This is a genomic window from Bacillus sp. 16GRE42, from assembly GCF_019837435.1.
In the GTDB taxonomy this organism is placed as follows: Bacteria; Bacillota; Bacilli; order Bacillales; family Bacillaceae_G; genus Bacillus_A; species Bacillus_A wiedmannii.
The window spans coordinates 87687-109926 of record NZ_JADAXF010000007.1; the positions used below are offsets into that span (position 1 = coordinate 87687).

At 35.2% G+C, this 22240-nt stretch carries 18 protein-coding genes, 1 pseudogene and 3 riboswitches; of the genes and pseudogenes, 3 read left to right on the forward strand and 16 right to left on the reverse strand.

Going from position 1 to position 22240, the window contains the following annotated elements; translation table 11 throughout:
* Positions 1–5: 5 nt before the first annotated feature.
* The 5 genes and pseudogenes from ILS93_RS25685 to ILS93_RS25705 all read right to left on the reverse strand — a co-directional run bounded on the left by ILS93_RS25685 (position 6) and on the right by ILS93_RS25705 (position 1860).
* On the reverse strand, positions 6–587 hold the full coding sequence (locus ILS93_RS25685) for a TetR/AcrR family transcriptional regulator (RefSeq protein WP_222661590.1): 582 nt from the start codon (positions 585–587) through the stop codon (positions 6–8).
* 80 nt (positions 588–667) lie between these two features.
* Positions 668–787: pseudogene (locus ILS93_RS25690) on the reverse strand (histidine kinase); the annotation flags it as partial.
* A gap of 111 nt (positions 788–898) precedes the next feature.
* Entirely contained in the window at positions 899–1150 is a 252-nt protein-coding gene (locus tag ILS93_RS25695; protein WP_064477228.1) for a hypothetical protein, read from the reverse strand.
* A gap of 13 nt (positions 1151–1163) precedes the next feature.
* Positions 1164–1478 carry a thioredoxin family protein gene (locus ILS93_RS25700; protein ID WP_064477227.1) on the reverse strand — a complete coding sequence of 105 codons (315 nt, stop codon included), beginning with the start codon at positions 1476–1478 and terminating at the stop codon, positions 1164–1166.
* A 10-nt stretch (positions 1479–1488) separates the two neighbouring features.
* Entirely contained in the window at positions 1489–1860 is a 372-nt protein-coding gene (locus ILS93_RS25705) for a DnaJ family domain-containing protein (RefSeq protein WP_002010200.1), read from the reverse strand.
* 372 nt (positions 1861–2232) lie between these two features.
* Between ILS93_RS25705 and ILS93_RS25710 the strand changes: the two genes are divergently transcribed.
* Entirely contained in the window at positions 2233–4257 is a 2025-nt protein-coding gene (locus tag ILS93_RS25710) for a glycosyl hydrolase family 18 protein (protein ID WP_088046930.1), read from the forward strand.
* Between the two features lie 446 nt (positions 4258–4703).
* On the opposite strand, the gene ILS93_RS25715 is transcribed toward ILS93_RS25710, so the two are convergent.
* The 7 genes from ILS93_RS25715 to ILS93_RS25745 form a co-directional block, all read right to left on the reverse strand.
* Positions 4704–6248, reverse strand: coding sequence for an ABC-F family ATP-binding cassette domain-containing protein (locus tag ILS93_RS25715; protein WP_098110762.1), 1545 nt, complete (start codon positions 6246–6248; stop codon positions 4704–4706).
* A 305-nt stretch (positions 6249–6553) separates the two neighbouring features.
* Positions 6554–7327 (reverse strand): hypothetical protein, encoded by a 774-nt coding sequence (locus ILS93_RS25720; protein WP_000835390.1) that lies wholly within the window; start codon positions 7325–7327, stop codon positions 6554–6556.
* Positions 7328–7393: 66 nt separating this feature from the next.
* Positions 7394–8143, reverse strand: a complete 750-nt coding sequence (locus ILS93_RS25725; RefSeq protein ID WP_000016075.1) for an ABC transporter ATP-binding protein — start codon at positions 8141–8143, stop codon at positions 7394–7396.
* A complete protein-coding gene (locus tag ILS93_RS25730) occupies positions 8140–9138 on the reverse strand; it encodes an ABC transporter substrate-binding protein (protein ID WP_046958852.1) in 999 nt (332 codons plus the stop codon). Before ILS93_RS25730 ends, ILS93_RS25725 begins: the two co-directional genes overlap by 4 nt.
* Positions 9135–9908, reverse strand: coding sequence for an ABC transporter permease (locus ILS93_RS25735; RefSeq protein WP_001057159.1), 774 nt, complete (start codon positions 9906–9908; stop codon positions 9135–9137). The genes ILS93_RS25730 and ILS93_RS25735 overlap by 4 nt, the downstream gene beginning before the upstream one ends.
* The gene (locus tag ILS93_RS25740) at positions 9880–10200 is read right to left on the reverse strand and encodes an MTH1187 family thiamine-binding protein (protein ID WP_000082897.1); all 321 of its coding nucleotides are present in this window, start codon (positions 10198–10200) and stop codon (positions 9880–9882) included. The genes ILS93_RS25735 and ILS93_RS25740 overlap by 29 nt, the downstream gene beginning before the upstream one ends.
* Before the next feature lie 100 nt (positions 10201–10300).
* Positions 10301–10402, reverse strand: a riboswitch (TPP riboswitch).
* A gap of 61 nt (positions 10403–10463) precedes the next feature.
* Positions 10464–12203 carry a methyl-accepting chemotaxis protein gene (locus tag ILS93_RS25745; RefSeq protein WP_064477223.1) on the reverse strand — a complete coding sequence of 580 codons (1740 nt, stop codon included), beginning with the start codon at positions 12201–12203 and terminating at the stop codon, positions 10464–10466.
* A gap of 143 nt (positions 12204–12346) precedes the next feature.
* Positions 12347–12431: riboswitch (cyclic di-GMP riboswitch) on the reverse strand.
* A gap of 283 nt (positions 12432–12714) precedes the next feature.
* On the opposite strand from ILS93_RS25745, the gene ILS93_RS25750 reads away from it, so the two are divergent.
* Entirely contained in the window at positions 12715–14028 is a 1314-nt protein-coding gene (locus tag ILS93_RS25750; protein WP_000498713.1) for an anaerobic C4-dicarboxylate transporter family protein, read from the forward strand.
* Positions 14029–14143: 115 nt separating this feature from the next.
* Here ILS93_RS25750 and thiE read toward each other — a convergent pair whose 3' ends face one another.
* Positions 14144–14803: a thiamine phosphate synthase gene (gene thiE, locus ILS93_RS25755; RefSeq protein WP_064477222.1), complete on the reverse strand. Its 660-nt coding sequence runs from the start codon at positions 14801–14803 to the stop codon at positions 14144–14146.
* Positions 14804–14819: 16 nt separating this feature from the next.
* Entirely contained in the window at positions 14820–15635 is an 816-nt protein-coding gene (gene thiM / locus ILS93_RS25760; protein ID WP_396021601.1) for a hydroxyethylthiazole kinase, read from the reverse strand.
* Positions 15636–15698: 63 nt separating this feature from the next.
* A riboswitch (TPP riboswitch) is annotated at positions 15699–15808 on the reverse strand.
* A gap of 276 nt (positions 15809–16084) precedes the next feature.
* Here thiM and topB point away from each other — a divergent pair.
* Positions 16085–18274 carry a DNA topoisomerase III gene (gene topB / locus ILS93_RS25765; RefSeq protein ID WP_222661592.1) on the forward strand — a complete coding sequence of 730 codons (2190 nt, stop codon included), beginning with the start codon at positions 16085–16087 and terminating at the stop codon, positions 18272–18274.
* Positions 18275–18314: 40 nt separating this feature from the next.
* Here the strand turns inward: topB and ILS93_RS25770 are convergent, their stop codons facing one another.
* Positions 18315–21140, reverse strand: a complete 2826-nt coding sequence (locus ILS93_RS25770) for a YhgE/Pip domain-containing protein (RefSeq protein WP_222661593.1) — start codon at positions 21138–21140, stop codon at positions 18315–18317.
* 306 nt (positions 21141–21446) lie between these two features.
* Positions 21447–22238, reverse strand: coding sequence for an endonuclease/exonuclease/phosphatase family protein (locus ILS93_RS25775; RefSeq protein WP_064477218.1), 792 nt, complete (start codon positions 22236–22238; stop codon positions 21447–21449).
* Positions 22239–22240 lie beyond the last annotated feature (2 nt).

Below are 22240 nucleotides of genomic sequence, written 5' to 3' on the forward strand. Positions count from 1 at the left end.
ACCTATTATTCAGCTGCCATTCCTTTTAACAATACATCTATTGCCTTTTTATAAATACGTTTCAGCTCTTTATAATCTAACTCGTAGTAAAGTACTCCAAGCCCCGATAATAATCCATTCACAATATACATAAGATCACGCGTATCATCTTCTCGAAACTCTCCAGACTGTATACCTGCTTCAACTAATTTCTCAACCGTAACATATGATTCTCTAGTTAAAGCTAACAGTTCATCCAGAATTTCTTTACTTACAACTTGGCTCATAGAGAATTCCTCTATTGCATTTGAAATGGGTTGCTGTATGTCCTCTACATAATATTCCGCGAGACCATATAGTTTTGCAGTACTCGTACTATACAACTTCTCTTTTTCATTCCATTTTTCAAGCCAATCATACGTATGCTGTTTTACTACAAATAAAAATAATTCTTCTTTACTTTTAAAGTGATAATAAATGCTTCCTTTACTTCGCTCTGTAATTTCACAAATCTCTTCCATAGATGTAGCTGCATAACCCTTCTGTGAAAACAGACTTTCTGCTTTATAAGCAATTTCTTTCTTTATCTCTTCTGTACTTCTTCTCATATTTACACCTCTTTAAACCGACCGTTCAGTCTAATAATAACAAATAAAAAACCTCTATCGCAAGAGGCTATATTCCTTATTTAAGAAAACGTACTTTCAAACCACGTTCGAATCATATGTATTATTCCAATTTTAAATCCTAATTTAACAAGAAATACGCCTCCCGCAGCTAATAAAAATAACATTACTTTCCCCTTATTACATTAAAAATATTAATCAAACGTTTGTTTAACTGTTGTTATGCATATGTAAGCCAACTAATCAAACGTTTGTTTAAAAAGAAATACGCCCCCCTATAGGGCGTATTCTCATCAATCACCGCCGCCTCCACCACCGCAGCTACCTCCACTATCTCCACCAAAAGAACCTCCGCAATCATGTGAACCTCCATCGTGCGAGCCATCATTATCCGATCCAGCAAAGAAAAATAATGGTGATGAGCTGTTGGATGAATTATGAATGTTATTTTGTTTTGTAAGATTTACCTTCTTTTTGTTTGATCGAACTGCTGTTACGATCGTTCCAACTACAACAAATAATAATATGACAATAATAAATTCCATATAAAAGCCTCCCTTAATCTTTGAATAATTGAATGGTTCTTTCTAGATTTTCAAGTGAAATGAAGCGCGATTCACGAAGAATTTCTTTTCCATTATAAAATAATAAAACTGTTGGTCCTGTAAATACTGCATATCGCCCTGCGATCTCTTGCATGTCTTGTAGTAATATTTCTACTTTCTCTACGTAATCATAATTCTCTAATACGCAATTTACTTTTCTTAACATAACATCACAAACACCACAATTTTCCGTTTTAATAAACAGCAGTACTAATTGTTGTCCTTCAATATATGTCGCTAATTCTTCTATCGTTTCAAATGTATTCATCTTATCCCTCTTAGCGTAATTTACGAAATACTTTACCCTGATACATACGAAAAGCTGAACTATCTTTAATCTTTCTCTTTTCCATTACCTGCTGAAAACGCAGCGTTTTTGCTGTTAACTCTTCTTGTAGTTCTTTTCTCTCTACTTCATCATAACAGCATGCAATTAAGTCTTCTATTTTTAATATATCTTTTTGTAGTTCCATTTCTGGTGGAATCATACCCGCATTTTTTAAGATTTTATAACTCATTCTAAGTTCTGGAGGTACCATTGAAAGGTCTTCTAATTGTAGTGGTTTTCCTTTTCCCGGAATATGATCAAGGTCTCCATTCCGTATTGCTTGTCGAATTTTTTCTTCAGCAATGTTCAAAAAGACATCCACACCATTCGCTCCTTTACATATTTTTACTATTATTTTACATGATATTTTCTCATCTTGCTACGCTATTACAAATTGACTGTATACAATTTTTTCTCAAATTTAATTACAAGGAGCCTTTTCCTCCCTAATCAATATTTTATTTTCATGTGTAGTCTGTGTTAGAGCCATTTCATATTGAGAAAATCTTTCCGAATCAAATAAAGCGTTTACACTAAATCTTACATTTGCTACGATTTAATCACCCCCAGCTCCCTTGTATAGACTTCGTGATGTCTGATCATTTTTATCTAGACGTTTCATACGTCTAGATTCACTTTGGTTTACTGGCGTACGCCTTTAAATATATCTTTTATTTTGAAAGGAGAAATGACTATGAGCTCCAAAAAATTCACATTGCTATTACTATCTCTACTACTCTTCTTACCTCTTTTTCTCACAAACTTTATTACTCCAAATGTTGCATTAGCAAATTCACCAAAGCAAGGTCAAAAAATTGTTGGGTATTTTCCTTCATGGGGTATTTACGGACGCAATTATCAAGTTGCAGACATTGATGCATCCAAGCTAACTCATTTAAACTATGCTTTCGCTGATATTTGCTGGAATGGAAAACATGGAAACCCTTCTACTCACCCTGATAATCCGAATAAACAAACGTGGAACTGTAAAGAGTCTGGTGTACCACTGCAAAATAAAGAGGTCCCTAATGGTACTCTCGTACTCGGTGAACCATGGGCTGATGTCACAAAATCTTATCCGGGATCAGGTACAACTTGGGAAGATTGTGATAAATACGCCCGCTGTGGAAATTTCGGAGAACTGAAACGATTAAAAGCTAAGTTTCCTCACTTAAAAACAATTATTTCCGTTGGTGGCTGGACTTGGTCTAACCGTTTTTCTGATATGGCCGCTGATGAAAAAACAAGAAAAGTATTCGCTGAATCTACAGTAGCTTTTCTTCGCGAATATGGATTTGACGGCGTTGATTTAGACTGGGAATATCCGGGTGTAGAAACGATTCCTGGTGGTAGTTATCGTCCTGAAGATAAGCAAAACTTCACCCTACTCCTTCAAGATGTTCGAAATGCATTAACGAAAGCTGGTGCAGAAGATGGTAAACAATACTTACTAACAATCGCATCAGGTGCAAGCCAACGTTATGCTGATCATACAGAGCTAAAGAAAATCTCTCAAATACTGGATTGGATTAATATTATGACATATGATTTCCACGGTGGATGGGAAGCTACTTCTAACCATAATGCAGCTCTATACAAAGATCCAAATGACCCAGCAGCAGATACGAAATTTTACGTAGATGGTGCAATAGACATTTATACAAATGAAGGGGTTCCAGCGGATAAACTCGTATTAGGTGTACCTTTTTACGGACGTGGATGGAAAAATTGCGGAAAAGAAAATAACGGGCAATACCAACCTTGTAAACCAGGTAGTGATGGAAAGCTAGCTTCTAAAGGTACTTGGGATGATTACTCTACCGGTGACACAGGTGTGTACGATTACGGTGATTTAGCAGCTAATTATGTTAATAAAAATGGTTTTGTTCGCCACTGGAACGATGTAGCGAAAGTACCTTATTTATATAATGCGACTACAGGCACGTTTATTAGCTATGATGACAACGAATCTATGAAATATAAAACAGACTATATAAAGACAAAGGGTTTAAGTGGCGCAATGTTTTGGGAACTAAGCGGGGATTGCCGTACAAGTCCAAAATATAGTTGTAGTGGGCCAAAATTACTTGATACGCTAGTAAAAGAATTACTTGGTGGACCTATTACTCAAAAAGATACTGAACCACCAACAAACGTAAAAAATATTGCTGTTACAAATAAAAATTCAAACTCCGTTCAATTAAACTGGACTACATCTACTGATAACGTAGGAGTTACGGAATATGAAATTACTGCCGGAGAAGAGAAATGGAGTACAACAACAAATAGCATTACAATTAAAAATTTAAAATCTAATACAGAATACACATTTTCAGTAATAGCAAAGGATGCTGCTGGGAATAAATCACAGCCTACTTCTATTATTGTAAAAACAGACGATACTAACACAACACCTCCTGGTGGAAATGGGAATGCTACCTTTTCAGTCACTTCAAATTGGGGAAGTGGTTACAACTTCTCGATTGTAATTAAAAATAGTGGAACGACCTCTATTAAAAACTGGAAATTAGAATTTGATTATAACGGCAATTTAACACAAGTTTGGGATTCTAAAATTAGTAGTAAAACAAATAATCATTACGTAATTACGAATGCAGGATGGAATGGTGAAATTCCTCCTGGTGGATCGATTACAATCGGAGGGGCAGGAACAGGCAATCCTGCCGAACTTTTAAATGCATCTATTAGCGAAAACTAAACGTAACCTCCATTAATTATTTCACTAAAGTTTGAATTTAGGTTTGAGTGCTCTATCCTAAATTCAAACTTTTAATTTTATGAAAAATCACAAATTGATATTATAATAACCTATTATAATCATATTTAGTTTCTAATATGAAGTTCATGTGAAGTTTATCTGAATTTTACATGAATTTCCTTTAAGTTCTATTGTCTTCCTATACTAATCACATTATTCTTTACATATAGGAATTATTTTCATTCCATTTCAAACTATCTATATATATAAAGAAAGATAGTCGCCTGTTAGGGAAAGGCATCTAAATATAAACATAACATAAGAAAAAGCACGCTTATAAGCGCACCATAAGAGTGCTTCTTCATACAATTCTCATGTAAGAGTTCTCGAAAATCATGTTAATCACAAAGAAAAGGCATTAGCTTATACAAGCTAATGCCTTTTCTTTATTCATATCGTTCAGCGTCCCATTCTTCTATATTCCATACTTTTGTTATCCATGCTTCATAGAAAGAAGGCTCATGTGAGACAAGTAAAACTGTTCCTTTATATTGTTGTAACGCTTCCTGCAAAGACTTCTTTGTTTCTATATCCAAATGATTAGTCGGTTCATCTAAAATTAAAACATTGCTTTTCGTTACGATAAGTTCACATAAACGTACTTTCGTTTGTTCCCCGCCGCTTAATAAACGAATAGGTTTTAATACATGTTCTTCTTTCAATCCACACTTTGCTAATACTTGGCGTACTTCTTTCTTTGTCATATCTGGTCGTTCTGCCCAAACTTTTTCTAATGGTGTTGTTTCTGAAGCAAACTCCTCCTGCGCAAAATAAGCAGGATTTACTCGTTCTCCAACAGAAATTGAACCGCTTAGCGGCTTTATTTGACCTAATAACGTTTTTAACATTGTCGTTTTTCCAATCCCATTATGACCAACAATCGCTATCTTTTCTCCTTTTTTTACTTGCAAATTCAATTCTGGACATAACGGAGAACTATATCCTATCCTTAGTTTTTCAGCCTGTAATATGCGACTAACTGGCTCCTCATAAACATTGAAATCAAAACGGGATCGAGGTACATGATTAACCTTTTCAATCCTTTGCATTTTCTCCAATACTTTCTCTCGACTTTTAGCCTGTTTCGCTTTTCGAATTTTATTTTTTTGAATAAATGTTTCTAACTGAGAGATTTCTTTTTGTTGTTTCGCATGCGCCGATTGTAATTGTTTCCTTTGCAATTGATAACTTTGCACAAATTTTTCATAATTTCCTACGTACCGCTTCACTTTCCGTTCTTCTAGATGATAAATAACATTCGTAATATTGTTCAAAAATGCTTCGTCATGTGAAATGATTACATAAGCTTTTTCATACAGTCTCAAATACGATTGCAACCATTCTATATGGGCTGTATCTAAATAGTTTGTTGGCTCATCTAGCAATAAAACATCAGCTTTTTCTAAAAGGAGCTTCCCAAGTAATAACTTTGTTCGCTGTCCTCCACTTAACTTTGAAACATCCTTTTTAAGCCCCATTTCAAATAAACCTAAACCGATTGCTACTTCCTCAATTTCTGTATGAATTTGATAGAAATTAGAACTTTCCAATATAGTTTGTAATTCTCCATACTTTACTAACAACTTTTCTATTTCTCCTGCTCCATTCATTTCTTCAGCAATTTTTAACATTTCACATTCAACCGCATACAAATTAGAAAATGCACTTTGTAAGTATCCCTCAATTGTTATTCCTTCTTGTAAATCCATATGCTGCTGTAAAAAACCTACCTTCACATGTGGAAACCATTCAATGTTTCCGTCATCATGTATAAGTTCTCCTGTTAAAATCCTTAACAATGTTGATTTTCCAATTCCATTTTTCCCAACTAACCCAACATGCTCGCCCTTTAATAGTCGAAAACACGCATTATATAAAATGGTTTTCTCACCATACGAATGACTTACATTTTCTACTGTTAATATACTCATTTTTTTCTCTCCTCTACTTATAGTTCATAAGCTAAATAGAGAGAGCAACAGTATAAAGCCTTATTTAATTGTATATATAAAAAATGGGTAAGGTGAATACACCTTACCCATTACATATTATAGTAAAAAAGGATTAAGGTTCTTTACCTGCTGTCTTCAATTTAGCTTAATCGTTAAAAAAGGGCAGACTTCTCCCGCATCAAGCTAAAACCATTTGAAGAACAGTTGATAAAGTCATTTTATCCTTTCACTCCTTTAACATTTGTTATATTAAGAGTATAAACTACTCTGTTATATTTTATTCTCTATTTTTTCTTTTGTTCCTTCTCCGCTTTTTCATTTTCTGCGTAAATTTCTTTATACATCTTTTCTAATGCATATGGACTTGTAAAGATGAGCGTTAACGATTTCCAAATATAAATTCTTCTTTGTAGTTCTACCCCATACTCTTTACTAACCATATTTTTCACTTCTGGAATATGTTCTTCGTTTTGAAATTGTTGTACAGATTTCAATTCCTTCGTCTTAAAATCCGTTAAAAGGCCTATTACAGTTCGTCCATGTTCCTGCGACCTTTCTTCTAAATCAAACTGAATGGAATGAACAAAACCTAAAACATGAAAGATTTGAGCATGCAACCCGACAGCAGCACGCTGTTCCATTAAGTTGTAGCACTCTCGTTTTAACTCTTCTACCATTTCTAAAGAATTTCTATTAACTTTTCTTTTGCCAACAAACATAATTTTTACAATATGAGCGACTGCTCCCATACTTTTTAATACACTCTCTAAAACTTCTACCGCATCTTCCACATAACCATTTGAAATTATAGAATGAATAAATTCATCTAATACCACTTGAAACTTTTTAATTAAATGTAAATCGCGTAATTCTGGAACATCTTCTCTCAATTGATTCCGGCCTTGAACCCACTTTAAAACTTCTGACATCTCTTCTTCTTTTAATTCATGATGTTCCATACCATACTTCATTAATAAAATATGATTTTTTAATAAGGACTTTCCTTCTTCAAGATTGTCCGGCGTTAATGAATCAACTATTTTCTCTATAGATTTCATCTTTCTCCCCCTATATAAAAAAGCCTCTTAACAGTAATTATACCAAAAACTGTTAAAATACTTTTTCTATTTTTTCATATAAGGAGCTAATACTCTCAGAATTTCTTCCTTATCCTTCTTTAACTCAAGTGATGTTAACATATCCATCGTTCTCGGTCTAGGTAATTTCACTTGTACCTCACCAACTATTGAGGCTGGTCTTTGAGATAAAATAAATACGCGATCTGAAAGCAAGATTGCCTCATCTAGGTCGTGTGTAACCATAACGATTGTTTGCTTCTCTTGGTGCCAAGAGTTTAAAAGCCAGCTATGTACTTCCATTTTTGTAAAGGCATCTAATTTTCCAAAAGGCTCATCAAGTAGCATAATTGGCTTTTCACATAAATATGTGCGCAAAAAACTAATTCTTTGACGCATACCACCAGACAATTCATCTGGATAATGGTCTGCATATTCATCTAGTTCAAATTGCTTTAATGCTTCCATTCCCTCTGTCAGCCTTTGTTTTTTCGGTTTCCCTTCGATTTCCAATGGAAGAACTATATTTTGCAAAGCTGATCGCCAAGGTAATAATAAATCTTGTTGCGGCATATAACTTACAACATCTTGCTCTTGTACGTGCCTATCCTTATACGTTACATTCCCACTTGTTGGGCTTTCAACATTTGCAATCATATTTAATAATGTGCTTTTCCCGCAACCACTCGGTCCTACAAAGGAAACGAACTCTCCCTCTCGTATAGAAGCACTAATATTTGCCAATACATTCTTTCCATCAAAAGCTTTTACAATCTCTTTTATTTGTAATCCACTCATTTTTCACTTGGAAGGAACTCATTTGTAAAGGCATCTTTCACATCAATTTTCTTCTTAATAACTTTGTTATCATATAAGAAATTCATGTAATTCGTCCAAACTTCTTCCTTCTGTACTCCCCACGCTTTTGCATCATCTTGATACTTCGTACTTAACCATTTTTGACTTTCTTGTACTAATTCTTTATTCACATCTGGAACTGCTTTAATTAAAATATCAGCAGCTTCTTTCGGTTCTTTAATTGCAAAATTATAACCTTCTGTCGTTGCACTCATAAACTTTTTCACAAAGTCTTTATCTTGCTTCGTATGTTTTTCACTCGTAATAATAACAGGGCTATAGAAATCAAGCGCTGGGTCTAAGTCTTTCACCATAATCGTATTTAACTCTTTTCCTTGGCGCTTCGCTTCAATTCCATCCCATCCGTAATATATCCATTCAAAGTCTGCATCACGACCGATTGATTTAAAGAAATCTGTTTGTCCTAAGATGATTTTTTCAACTTTATTAAAATCAGCTTGATGCTTCTCCATGATTGTCTTCAGCGTTGCTTCTTCTGCTGGTCCTCCCCAGCCACCGTAACGTTTACCTTCAAAATCTTTTGGTGACGTCATATTATCTTTTTTAAGTGATGCAAAAGCTGAAGTGTTATGTTGGATGATTGCTCCTACAGATACAACAGGAATACCTTCCACACGAGCCAACGTTACATTTTCTTGTGCGCTTATTGCGAAGTCGGCTTTTCCAGAAGCTATCATTTGCTCCGCTGTCACATTATCACCAGGCTGAATAATTTCTACATCGAGGCCTTGCTTTTTATAATAATCTTTCGCTTGCGCTACATATAGGCCAGTATGATTCGTATTCGGAAACCAATCTAATACTACTTTTACTTTTTGATCTTTACTTGCACTTTCTTCTTTCTTCGCCGGATTACATCCAGCCACACCTACTGCTAATAAGGCAGCCAACATAACTTTTAAACCTTTTTTCATTTTCTGCCGTCCTTTCTATATATCCATGGTGCTGTTATTCTTGCCATAAACTCCACGATAAAATACAGACATAATGTCACCATAACAATAATTGCTGCCACACCAAATACTCGGGCTGTTAAAAAGGATTTTGTAGCCCTTGTAAGCATAACTCCTAATCCTTCGCTTGCACCGAGCCATTCCCCAATAATTGCTCCCATTACGCTATATGTAACTGCAATTTTTAAACCTGAGAAAAAGTATGGCAGCACTGCTGGAAACTTTACTTTCTGGTAAACTTGCCATTTCGTTGCCTTCATCGTTTGCAACAACTTCAACATATTTTTATCTACCGTTTGAAAACCTTCTAAAATGCTAAGCGCAATTGGGAAGAAACAAACAAGTATTACTACCATTACTTTCGGTAGCATTCCATATCCAAACCAAATAATAAATAACGGTGCAAGTACAACGATTGGAATCGTTTGTGAAATAACAAGCAACGGATTTATTAAAATACGAAATAAGGGGATAACATCCATAATAATTGCAATACTTGTCCCAATTAAAATCGCAAAAAACAGTCCGATTAGAACCTCTTGTAACGTTTGCATCGTATTCGGTAATAGTAAATCTTTCATTCCAATTAATTCTTGAACAATGGCAGAAGGCTTCGGTAAAATCCACGGTTCAATTTTAAATAATGAAACAGATCCTTCCCATATCGCTATGAGAAGGATAAGCCAAATTGTTGTAATTATTTTAGATTGCTTCTGGTTTTGCATATTCATCACGGTACTTCCAAACCTTTTCATCTATCGTTACACCAGTGCTTGGACGATAATGGATTTTAATAGAAGTAATCACTTCTTCTGCTCCAGCATCCACACAAGCTTGTTGCGCACGTTTAATGATATCAAGAAGTACATCTAATTCTCCTTCCAGCGTTGTTTCCATTGCCCCTACTTCATAACGAACTCCCGATTGTTGTACAACTTCAATTGCTTTATCGACAACAGAATACACATCTTTGTTCTTCGCTTGTGGTACTACTGAAAATGAAATCGTAACTTGTTGTGACATAGTAAAATCCCCCTTATAAAATGAAATGTTAAAACAAGAAAAGGCTTTCCTACTGCGTAGGAAAGCCTTGTATGCAAGTTATTATAGAATAACATATGCTACATCACTTTAAGTAACTCCCTACGCTGGCATTATCCAGATCAGGTTGAGGGTCGATGTTTGTTTACATCCTCTCAGCCAATTGGCTCCCCGGTCCTTAATTCGTTTTCATTGTAGCATGATTTATTTTATTGAACAAACAAAAGCACGTATAATCATTTCATTTAACTTTTGAATTCCCCTATTAACTCTTGTAACTCCTGTGAAAGCCAGCTTAAAGAACTAGCTAATTCAGCAATATCTTGTACAGACATTTCCTGCTCTTTCATACTTTCTTCAATATTATTACTACTATTTGCATACGTATTTGCAATAAGTGATAGTTCATTTACAACACGAACAATATTTTGGCTATTTTGCAATATATCACTTGAATTGCTAGAAACAACTCTAACTTGATTTGTAACAGATTGTGCTGATTTTGAAATTTTTTCAAAGAAAGCACCACTACTTTGAAAAAGTTTAATTCCGGATTCTACTTCTTTTGAAGCTTTTTGTATTGAAACAACAGCTTCTTCCGTTTCAACTTGTGTTTCCCCTATTAATTTCGCTATATCTTTTGCTGATGCTTCCGTCTGCTCTGCTAATTTACGCACTTCATCAGCAACAACGGCAAATCCCTTTCCGGTTGCCTCAGCACGTGAAGCTTCAATAGAAGCATTGAAAGCTAGCGAATTCGTTTGATTTGAAATACCTGTAATTACGTTTACAATATCACTAATTTCTTTTGATCTTGTTTCCAAAGAATGAATGATAGAAGATAAATCTTGTACTGCATTTTGTATTATGTTCATCTGATTAATCGCCTGTTCAATAACACCATTTCCTTTTACTGAATGATGCTTCGTACCTTCAGACTCTTTCGCCATTTGTTTTGCAATATTAGTTATCTCTTCCATCCTATCTTCCATTTCATATACAATACTTAAATATTTTGGTACTGAAGTTTCTTGTGATTGAACGCCAGCCCTTAACTCAACTATAGAACTTACGATTCCTTGGACTGCCATGCTATTCTCTTTCGTACTCACTGACAATTCTTGTGAAGATGAGGAAACCTGTTCTGCTGTCTGTTTCACTTTATCTATAATTCCTTTAAACTTCTCGATGGTATTATTAAAATACGCATTAATAATACCAATATCATCTGGTCTTTCCTCTAATTTAATACTTAAATCACCTTTACCAACTCTGCGCAATCCTTCACGTAAATCCCGCAATGGAGCAAGCGCGTTACGTACAATTAAGAATTGAACAACAGTTGCAATTAAAACAGAAATACAAATAAACATTAAACCTTGTATAATGAACTTTTCCTTTGTACTAGGAACAATAGAGGCATCTACATCTGCTGCAACTAGTGCCACAATGTTACCTTCTCCATCTTTAATTGGCTCTAATATCGTTACCCATGTTCCTAATGCGTCTTCATATATTTCTGTCATGTTTGCTTTTTTCGTGCTCATTACTTTATCATATGCTTTCATCCAAAGATCTGGTTGTTTATAATATTCTCCCGGCCTTACTTCAACAACATTTGCTAAACCTGTAGACAAATCAATGATTTGCAGCTCACCTTTTTCATTTTTTTTCGCTCCAACAATATACGTTTGTCCAACACTGTTCAATTCTTCCGTTGATTCATCTAATTTCTCTGTTAACTTCTCTCTCTTTTCTCTTTCTGCCGTTGGGTCTTTTGCAACATCTCTTAATATTTCTTCATCTAATTTATGTAATACCGTATCTCCTGTTTCAAAAGAGTGCCTTTCAAATATAGACATCATGCTATTTTGAAACATGTTAAAACTTAATGCTCCCATAGTACCAACAAGCGTTAAAATAACTAACACAGTTAACAATACATTTTTTTGAAGAAATGATAACCTGTGCCAATATTTTTTCATTAACATCACCTTTCTTAATTAACTTAATATAAAGTAAAACTATTAAAATATAAACCTCATTAACAATCGATAAAAGTTCTCATTTGTTTATAAATAAAAAAAAGACCAATGAAAAGAGCATTGGTCAAGACCAACCCTATCCGTCCGGTAACTGGCTAGCATAGCCTTTCGGCCTTAGCTCCTTTAGTTTTGCGTCCTAATGTTTCCATCAGTTTGCCTTTCTCGCTGAACGAGTTGAACGATATGGGAGTTCTATGAGAATTAAATTATTCTCTATCAAAGATTACAACATAAGAATTAAAATGTCTACCTATTTAGAGATGCAAATGTAAAGTTTCAATGGATTATTTTTTCGAAATAATTTAACAAAGTACGTGAATGTTATATTTCTTGTGTTATATAATAAAAAATGTATTTAACACAAGGATTATTTTGAGTATTTATTTTAATTTTCATTCAAATTAAATTATTCTAATATATCTTAACTAATGAATTTCGGAGGTAGTTTATCATGTTTTGGCTACAATTTCTTACGTTACTACTCTGCATTTTTATTGGCGCACGCTTAGGCGGAGTTGGTCTAGGAGTAATGGGTGGCGTTGGTATGGCAATACTTGTTTTCGTCTTTCACTTACAACCTACAGCTCCTCCTATTGATGTAATGCTTATGATTTTAGCAGTAATTACAGCTGCCGGTGCACTGCAAGCCGCTGGAGGAATGGACTACCTTGTTCATCTGGCTGAGAAAGCATTACGAAAAAATCCAAAGCGCATTACATTCTTTGCTCCAATTGTTACTTATTTATTTACACTGTGCGCAGGAACTGGTCACGTTGCTTATTCTGTACTTCCTGTTATCGCAGAAGTCTCTCGCGAATCTGGGATTAGACCGGAACGACCAATGTCAATTGCCGTAATCGCTTCCCAACAAGCAATTACAGCTAGTCCTATATCAGCTGCAACAGTTGCACTTTTAGCAATGCTAGCTGACTATAAAATCACCTTATTAGATATTTTAAAAGTAAGTATTCCTTCTACCTTCATCGCTTGTATGGTAGCTGCATTTGTTGCTAGCAAAATGGGGAAAGAATTAAATGAAGACCCTGAATACTTGAAACGTTTAAAAGAAGGAATGATTCCTAAAATTGAAGAGAAGAAAGAATTTGTTGGTTTAAAGGGCGCTAAACTATCCGTTATCCTTTTCTTAGTAGGAACTTTCCTTGTCGTCCTTCTCGGTTCATTTGAAGCACTTCGGCCAGGATGGATGGTTGACGGGAAGTTAGTTCGTCTTTCCATGCCAAACACAATTGAAATGGTTATGTTAACTATCGCAGCTCTTATTATTATTTTCTGCAAACCAAATGTAGAAAGCATCGTGTCTGGTAACGTCTTTAAAGCGGGGGCAACAGCAGTTGTTGCTATTTTCGGTATCGCTTGGATGGGAGATACTTTCTTTAACGGAAACTTAAATATGATTCAAGGATCAATTCAACACCTAGTAACAAGTGCACCATGGCTATTTGCCATCGCATTATTCATTCTATCTATTTTACTATATAGCCAAGCAGCAACAGTACGTGCTTTAATGCCTCTAGGATTATCACTCGGTATTCCACCAGCACTACTAATCGCGATGTTCCCTGCAGTAAATGGATACTTCTTTATTCCAAACTATGGAACAATCGTTGCTGCCATTAACTTTGATCGCACTGGTACAACAGGTATTGGTAAATATGTTTTAAATCATAGCTTTATGATTCCAGGCCTAATCGCAACATTCACTTCTATCGGAATTGGAATGCTTTTAATATCAATTATGTTTTAAAGAAAAAGCACAAACCTACAATTTTAAAGGGTTTGTGCTTTTTTAATCAAACGTTTGTTTAAATATTTTTAACCATCCATTATGTTCTTTACTATTTTTGTGAAGTTCCCTTTTCCTACAAACTCCTATTTACTTCATCTACTAGCTTCTTCGTACTTTCATACGGAGATTCAGCTAAACTAATCGCGGAAATAACAGAAACACCGTCCGCACCGGCTTCTATAACCCCAGCGGTATTTTCAATTGTAATGCCACCAATCCCAACGATTGGTATTGTAATTTCTTGTTCTCTAAAATGAGCTAAACCTTTCGTTCCTTGCACAGCTTTCGTATCTTTTTTCGTACTCGTTGGGAAAATAGGCCCAACACCTAAATAATCAGCTCCGTTTTTAATTGCCCAGCGTGCTTCTTCAATTGTATGGGTAGATACACCAACAATTTTATCTCCCATTTTTTCACGAACAGAAGTAATTCCTTCATCATCTTGGCCAACATGCACGCCATCTGCATCTAACTCGAGAGCTAGTTCCACATCATCATTTACGATGAATGGTACACCGTACTCCTTACAAATTGCTTGTAGTTCTTTTGCAAAACAAATACGTTTCTCGCCCGTTAAAGCGTCTTCCCCCTTTTCACGGAATTGAAAAATTGTTATACCGCCTTCAAGTGCATCTCTCAATACTTGTAGTGGCTCCTTCGCACAATTGTTACTTCCCATAATAAAATATACTGATAGTAATCTAGACATTTCAGCCTTTGTAATACGTGACATCTAGTTCCCCTCCTTACTATATAAGCTCAATCTTCCCATACTTCTCAATATCATCTGAATTTGTATTTGCTAACTGGTTTAAAAATTCAATTTGGAAACTACCAGGTCCCTTTTCCACTGTCTTAGCAGCTGCCAGTTCCGCAGCTACACCATAAAACGTTAATGCCGCTACCGCTGCCTTTACATAATCCTTTTCTACTGCTACAAATGCTCCTATTACAGAAGTTAGTAAACAACCGGTTCCCGTAACCTTCGTTAAAATAGAGTGACCATTTCGAATAAGAATCGTTCGCTCTCCATCTGTAACAACATCTTCTTTTCCAGTAATCACCGCTACTGTATTTAATTCATCCGCTGCCTGCCTTGCAATACTTACGACATTGCCATTTCCAGCACCGGCGTCTACCCCTTTAATTTCCCAGCTCTCATTAATAACGTTCGCTATTTCAGCTGCATTTCCGCGGATAATCGCTAAATCAATTTCAGCCGGAATATGCCTCGCAACTTCTGTTCGATACGATGTTGCTCCTGCACCAACTGGATCAAACAGTACTGGTACATCGTTCACATTTGCTGATTTACCCGCAAGTAACATCGCTTCTACTTCTTCAGGACGAAGTGTCCCCATATTTAATACTAGCGCTCCAGCAATGCTAGCCATTTCTGCTACTTCTTCTTTTGCATACGCCATTACAGGCGATGCCCCTAACGCTAACAAACCGTTAGCTGTAAAGTTTGTTACAACAACATTTGTAATATTATGAACGAGCGGATTAGATTCTCTCACCAAATCCACTACTTTACTAATTTCTTTCATATTCATCCTTCTCATCCCCTAACTATAGTGATGGGAGATACACCAAAAGACACTTTGCGCGTATGCAAAGTGCCTGAACATGTGCTTTTACACTCTCCCTACGCTGGCATTATCCAACAGGTTCAAATGGTCAATGACGGATTAGTCATACTCTCAGTTTGTCTCCACAAACTCCCATGTGTTTAGTATTCATCTACTTCAAAGTCTACTCTTATTCTACTAAAATAACAAGTTCTTTACTTTTCTATTTCATATAGAAGCAACTGATAAAACAATACGCATAATAAATAAGTATCTATTTTTCATAGTCTCATCATTGTGCATATTATGTTCTATCGCCATCATTTGATTTCAAACAGATTTCGTTCACTCCACTAAGAAACATTCAAATTTGGAGCGAAACTGAATCTCAAGAAGATGTATGCTATAGTTAACGTATGGAAATTTGAAAGGATGTTTTAAATATGTCAAAAAGCGTTATAATCGCTGAAAAGCCTTCCGTTGCACGTGATATTGCGCGTGTACTTAAGTGCGATAAAAAAGGAAATGGCTACCTTGAAGGTAGTAAATATATTGTAACTTGGGCTTTAGGCCATCTCGTTACATTAGCTGATCCAGAAAGCTATGATGTGAAATATAAGCAGTGGAATTTAGAAGATTTACCGATGCTACCAGAGCGCTTGAAATTAACGGTTATTAAACAAACCGGTAAACAATTTAATGCTGTAAAAAGTCAGCTACTTAGAAAAGATGTAAATGAAATTATTGTAGCGACAGATGCTGGGCGTGAAGGAGAATTAGTCGCTCGTTGGATTATCGATAAAGTTAAAATACAGAAACCTATTAAGCGTTTATGGATTTCATCTGTTACTGATAAGGCAATTAAAGATGGTTTTGCAAATTTAAAACCAGGTAAAGCATATGACAATTTATACGCTTCAGCAGTTGCACGTTCAGAAGCTGACTGGTATATCGGCCTTAACGCGACTCGAGCATTAACGACTCGCTTTAACGCCCAGCTGAATTGCGGCCGTGTACAAACACCTACTGTCGCTATGATCGCTAATCGTGAAGATGAAATAAAGAACTTCAAATCTCAAACTTACTATGGCATCGAAGCACAAACAACGAATCAGTTAAAACTAACTTGGCAAGATGCAAATGGTAATAGCCGCAGTTTTAATAAAGAAAAAATTGATAGCATCGTAAGAGGTTTAGATAAACACAATGCTACTGTTGTGGAAATTGATAAAAAACAGAAGAAGTCATTCTCTCCTGGTCTTTACGATTTAACTGAATTACAACGTGATGCAAATAAAAAGTTCGGTTACTCTGCGAAAGAAACATTAAACATTATGCAGAAATTATATGAACAACATAAAGTGTTAACGTATCCTCGTACAGATTCACGCTACATTTCATCTGATATCGTTGGTACACTTCCAGAACGTCTAAAAGCGTGCGGTGTCGGGGAATATCGTCCTTTAGCACATAAAGTACTACAAAAACCAATTAAGCCTAATAAGTCATTTGTTGATGATAGTAAAGTAAGCGATCATCACGCAATTATTCCAACAGAAGGATACGTTAACTTCTCATCCTTTACAGATAAAGAGCGTAAAATTTATGATTTAGTTGTGAAACGCTTCTTAGCTGTTTTATTCCCAGCATTCGAATACGAGCAACTAACGTTACGCACAAAAGTTGGTAATGAAACATTCATTGCACGCGGAAAAACTATTCTGCATGCCGGTTGGAAAGAAGTATATGAAAATCGCTTTGAAGATGATGATGTAACTGATGACGTAAAAGAACAACTTCTACCTCACATTGAAAAAGGCGATACATTAACTGTAAAGTTAATTATGCAAACATCAGGTCAAACAAAAGCACCTGCACGATTTAACGAAGCGACTTTACTTTCAGCAATGGAAAATCCTACGAAATATATGGATACGCAAAATAAACAACTTGCTGATACGTTAAAATCAACTGGTGGATTAGGTACTGTAGCGACACGAGCTGATATTATCGACAAGTTATTCAATTCGTTCTTACTTGAAAAACGTGGTAAAGATATTCACATTACTTCAAAAGGCCGTCAGTTACTTGATTTAGTGCCAGAAGAACTGAAATCTCCTACACTAACTGGTGAATGGGAGCAAAAACTCGAAGCAATTGCAAAGGGTAAACTAAAAAAAGAAGTATTCATTTCAGAAATGAAGAACTATACGAAAGAAATTGTTTCTGAAATTAAATCGAGTGATAAAAAATATAAACATGACAACATTTCAACGAAGTCTTGTCCAGACTGCGGGAAACCAATGCTAGAGGTAAACGGTAAAAAAGGAAAGATGCTCGTTTGCCAAGATCGTGAATGTGGTCATCGTAAAAACGTATCTCGTACAACAAACGCTCGCTGTCCGCAATGTAAGAAGAAATTAGAATTACGTGGTGAAGGTGCAGGCCAAATCTTCGCATGTAAATGTGGCTATCGCGAAAAACTTTCCACGTTCCAAGAGAGACGTAAAAAAGAATCTGGAAACAAAGCTGATAAGCGCGACGTTCAAAAATATATGAAACAACAGAACAAAGAAGAAGAACCATTAAACAACCCGTTCGCAGAGGCATTAAAAAAATTAAAATTTGATTAAACAAAAAGGTTCCTACCTCTCTCGGTAGGAACCTTTTATTTTAGTGAATGATTTTACTTCCTTTTGCATTCTCAACAAACTTTTCACTCGATTTGTTAATTGGTGTTTTCAGTAATAACGCAGCGACAATCATAACTACTACGAAAGCACTTAACACAAGTAAATCTCGCGTTACGATATCCCAAAGCATTCCGCCTACTGTTTCACGAATTGCACTAATTGCGTATGTGAACGGTAAGAACGGATAAATTGCTTGGAAGAACGCTGGTGTCATTTGAATTGGGAATGTTCCGCCCGATCCTGCTACTTGCAGTACAAGTAAAATGATCGCCATCGATTTCCCAACGTTTCCGAAAATAGAAACGAGTGAGTATACGATACAAACGAAGACTCCACCAATAAATAAACTAAATAACACAAACCAGAACTTATCGACTACGTACGTACCGAGTAAGAATATATCTCCCATTGATACGATAAACGCTTGTGAAAGACCTATCGTTAAGAATGTTAATAAACGTCCGAAGTAAATTTCATGGCTCTTATAATTCGCGCCCTCTTCATGTACTTCTACTGTTAATAATGAAACCATTAATAATGCGCCTACCCATAATGCAAGCACTGTATAGAATGGTGACATCGCTGACCCGTAGTTTGGCATCGCAAATAATTTATTCTCTTTTAAATTTACTGGATTCGCGAAGTAATCACTTTGCTTTTCAACATCATTTTTCAATAAGCGTATGATGTCTTTTATATCCTCTTCAGATTCAAAATCACGAATTTTATTTGCTAAGTCTTTAATCTTTTTCTCAGTTTCCGGCATGTCAGCTTTAATGTCTGTTAATTTCTTTTTACCGTCTACTAAGCCTTTTGATGAATCTTCTAGTAACTTTTTAACATCTGGAAGCTTTTTATCTGCTTCTTTTAAAATTTGAGATGTGTTTTTAGACATACGTTTCGTACGTTCAATTGCTGTGTTAAAGTTTGGAACGATTTCCGAATCATACGTTGCTAAGAAATCGCCTAATTGAGCTGAAGCATTTTTAGTAGCTTCATTAATACTTTCTACAACCTCTTTTGTAGGCTTCTGTCCATTGTTAATTAGTGTAGTTGCTTTATTCGTTGCATCTATACCTTTTTGAACAGAATTTTGTATTTTGTTCAATTTTGCAATTCCACCATTAAGGTTTTTTCCGCTATTTACATCTGCTAATACCTTATTTGTGCTTTCTAGAACCGGAATCGCATCACCAATTAGATTATTAGTAGCTTGTAATTGACCATTTAAATCGTTTAAAGATACTTTTGCCCACTCTAAATCAGTAACACCTTTATTTGATATGTTTGCCTTAGCATCTTCAACACCATTTTTAAACTTATCATATTCATTTTTCACACTATCATATGCTTCATTTGCATCAACTTTAGCTTGATCAACTGTGCTAACTGCTTTTTTATAATCTGCTACAAACGTTTCATTATAATCTTTTTCTGCTTGATCAATTAATCCATTTGCTGCATCTAATTTTTGATTTGCTACATCTGTTACATCTTTCTTTACTTCTTGTCCTGTACCGATAACATTTACAATATCTTTAATGCCGTTATTTGCATTTTCCATACTACCTTTAAGCTTAGTTAAGCGATCCACTCGCCCTTGGAAAAAGCTTTGACCAAAATCAGTCGTCGCCGATTTTTGAAGCTCAGTAAATACATTAATAAGATATGCAATACTATCTGTACGACCTTGAAGATTTTCAGAAACCGCATTAAGATCTTTTTTTGCCTTTTCTGGATCAAATTGACCATTTTGCAATCCGTTTACAACACTTTTCCCGTATGTTGTTCCTGCACGTGCCGAGTTTAAAACGTTATTCACTGTTTGATTAATATTTCTTGCAATATTTTTATACCCTTCATCGTTCAACTTTGAAAGATCCGGACGTGCTGGAAACTCAGGCAACCCTTTCATACCAGAAAAGTCTATTCCCGGGTGCATTAAAAAATCTGTAAAAGCATTAGCTTTATCCATTACATTTTTAGCTGCTGTCAAATGATTTCGTATCGTCCCAGGTGCATTTTGCAATGTTTGATCATTGTTTGCAAAGAATTTATCTAAATTCCCTAACGCTTCTTGCCCATCATTAATAACACTTTCTACAACCGGTAACTCTTTTTGTGCTACTTTCACAATATCCTCTGCTCGAGTCGCATCATCTAACGCCTTATCCATCAGTGTATTCATTTCTGGGAACTGCGCTTCTAACTTAAATACAAGATCTTTTACTTTCTCGATACTTGGTAAGTTTGTTTCTAAATCGATTCCAAGATCATTAAAAACTTTAAAAATCTCACCGTTTGCTGTTTTAACAAAGTTTTTACTAATTTCTTCTGTAATACCTGATGCACCTTTTGCTGTAATTTTCGGTGCAATCGCATTTACCTTTTCATTTACATAGTAATCAAGTTCTGGTTTCTGCGGATTTTCATCCAGAACAGTTGCAATCTTTTCAGAGAAATCTTTTGGAATTGTAATACTTGCATAGTAATCTCCGCGCTCAACTCCGTGAATTGCTTGTTTTTCATCTACAAATTTCCAACCAAGATTTTTGTTTTTCTTAAGAGAATCTACAATCTCTTCACCGATATTAATATCTTTCCCTCTTAAATTAGATCCTGCATCTTGGTTAGAAACTGCAATGGGAACCTCTTTTGTATTTCCATACGGATCCCAGGAAGCTTTAATGTTAAACCATGCATATAAAGATGGTAAAATCATTAATCCTAAAACAATAACAATTGCAGCCCAATGTTTAGCTACATTCCGTAAATCTGTCTTATAAATACGCCAAATTTGTTTCATAGAAGTTATCACCTAATTATATATTTTTCCTTCTTTAGAAAATGATACATACATTTTGCAATTATATCACTTTCTACATCGTGGATTAAACGAAAATACACTATTTTTCCCATTAAATATTTCACTTACTTCATTATATAACGAAGTAAAAAAAGTATGCATACAAAATGACCAAATTAGTTTTACATTCAATAATAACAAATATATAGGAAATGTCATAAAAAATACAAGTATTTTCTCTTGGAAATACTTGTATTCCTCAAAAAAATCCTCACAGCTTTTCATCATCTGTGAGGATTTCTTCTATTATATATCTACTTGTACTTCTACACCGAAATGATCTGAAATTACATTTCTGTTCGTACCATTAAAAATGACTTTTGAAAAACGAACTTTTTCACTTTGGTTACACAATATTAGATCGATTCGTAAGTTATGTTTATTTTCATCCCAACCAGCAATCTCACCTTGGACAGTTGTTCCTTCATCCTTCTCTATTGCTAGCTCATATGTGTCATACAAACCTTTTTGCATCATATATTCATAGCCTTCACCTTGTAAACGAGCGTTATTATTAAAATCACCCATTAAGAAGGAAAGTTCATTACTGTCTACACGCCCCATCAAACGATTAACTTGATCTTTGAATGATTCTTCTTCATCATTCCACCAACCGAGGTGGCAAGAGTAAAACGTGATGTTCTTATCATTATAAGCAATTGTCGCACTTACAATTTTGCGTGTTTTCCAATACGTTGTATCCTTATTTTCTGAAATAAAGAACGTATCTTCTTTTACAACATTATGCTTCGTTATAATCGCTAATCCTTCTTCATACACATCATAACCAATATGAGAGAAATCCCAAGTAATATTGTAATCTTTTACATGTAACGCTTTTAACTCTTCTAATAGTAAAAGTCCAAAATTATCTTCTTTCTTGTTACCGCATACATTTTCAGCTTGTATCGACTGACTTACTTCTTGCAATGCGATGACATCGTACTCTTCTTCTTGAATGACTTTAGCAAGATATTTTATCTTTTCCATTTGATTCTCTTCTTGCCAAGAGTGACAGTTTAAAGTTAGCAATTTCATCT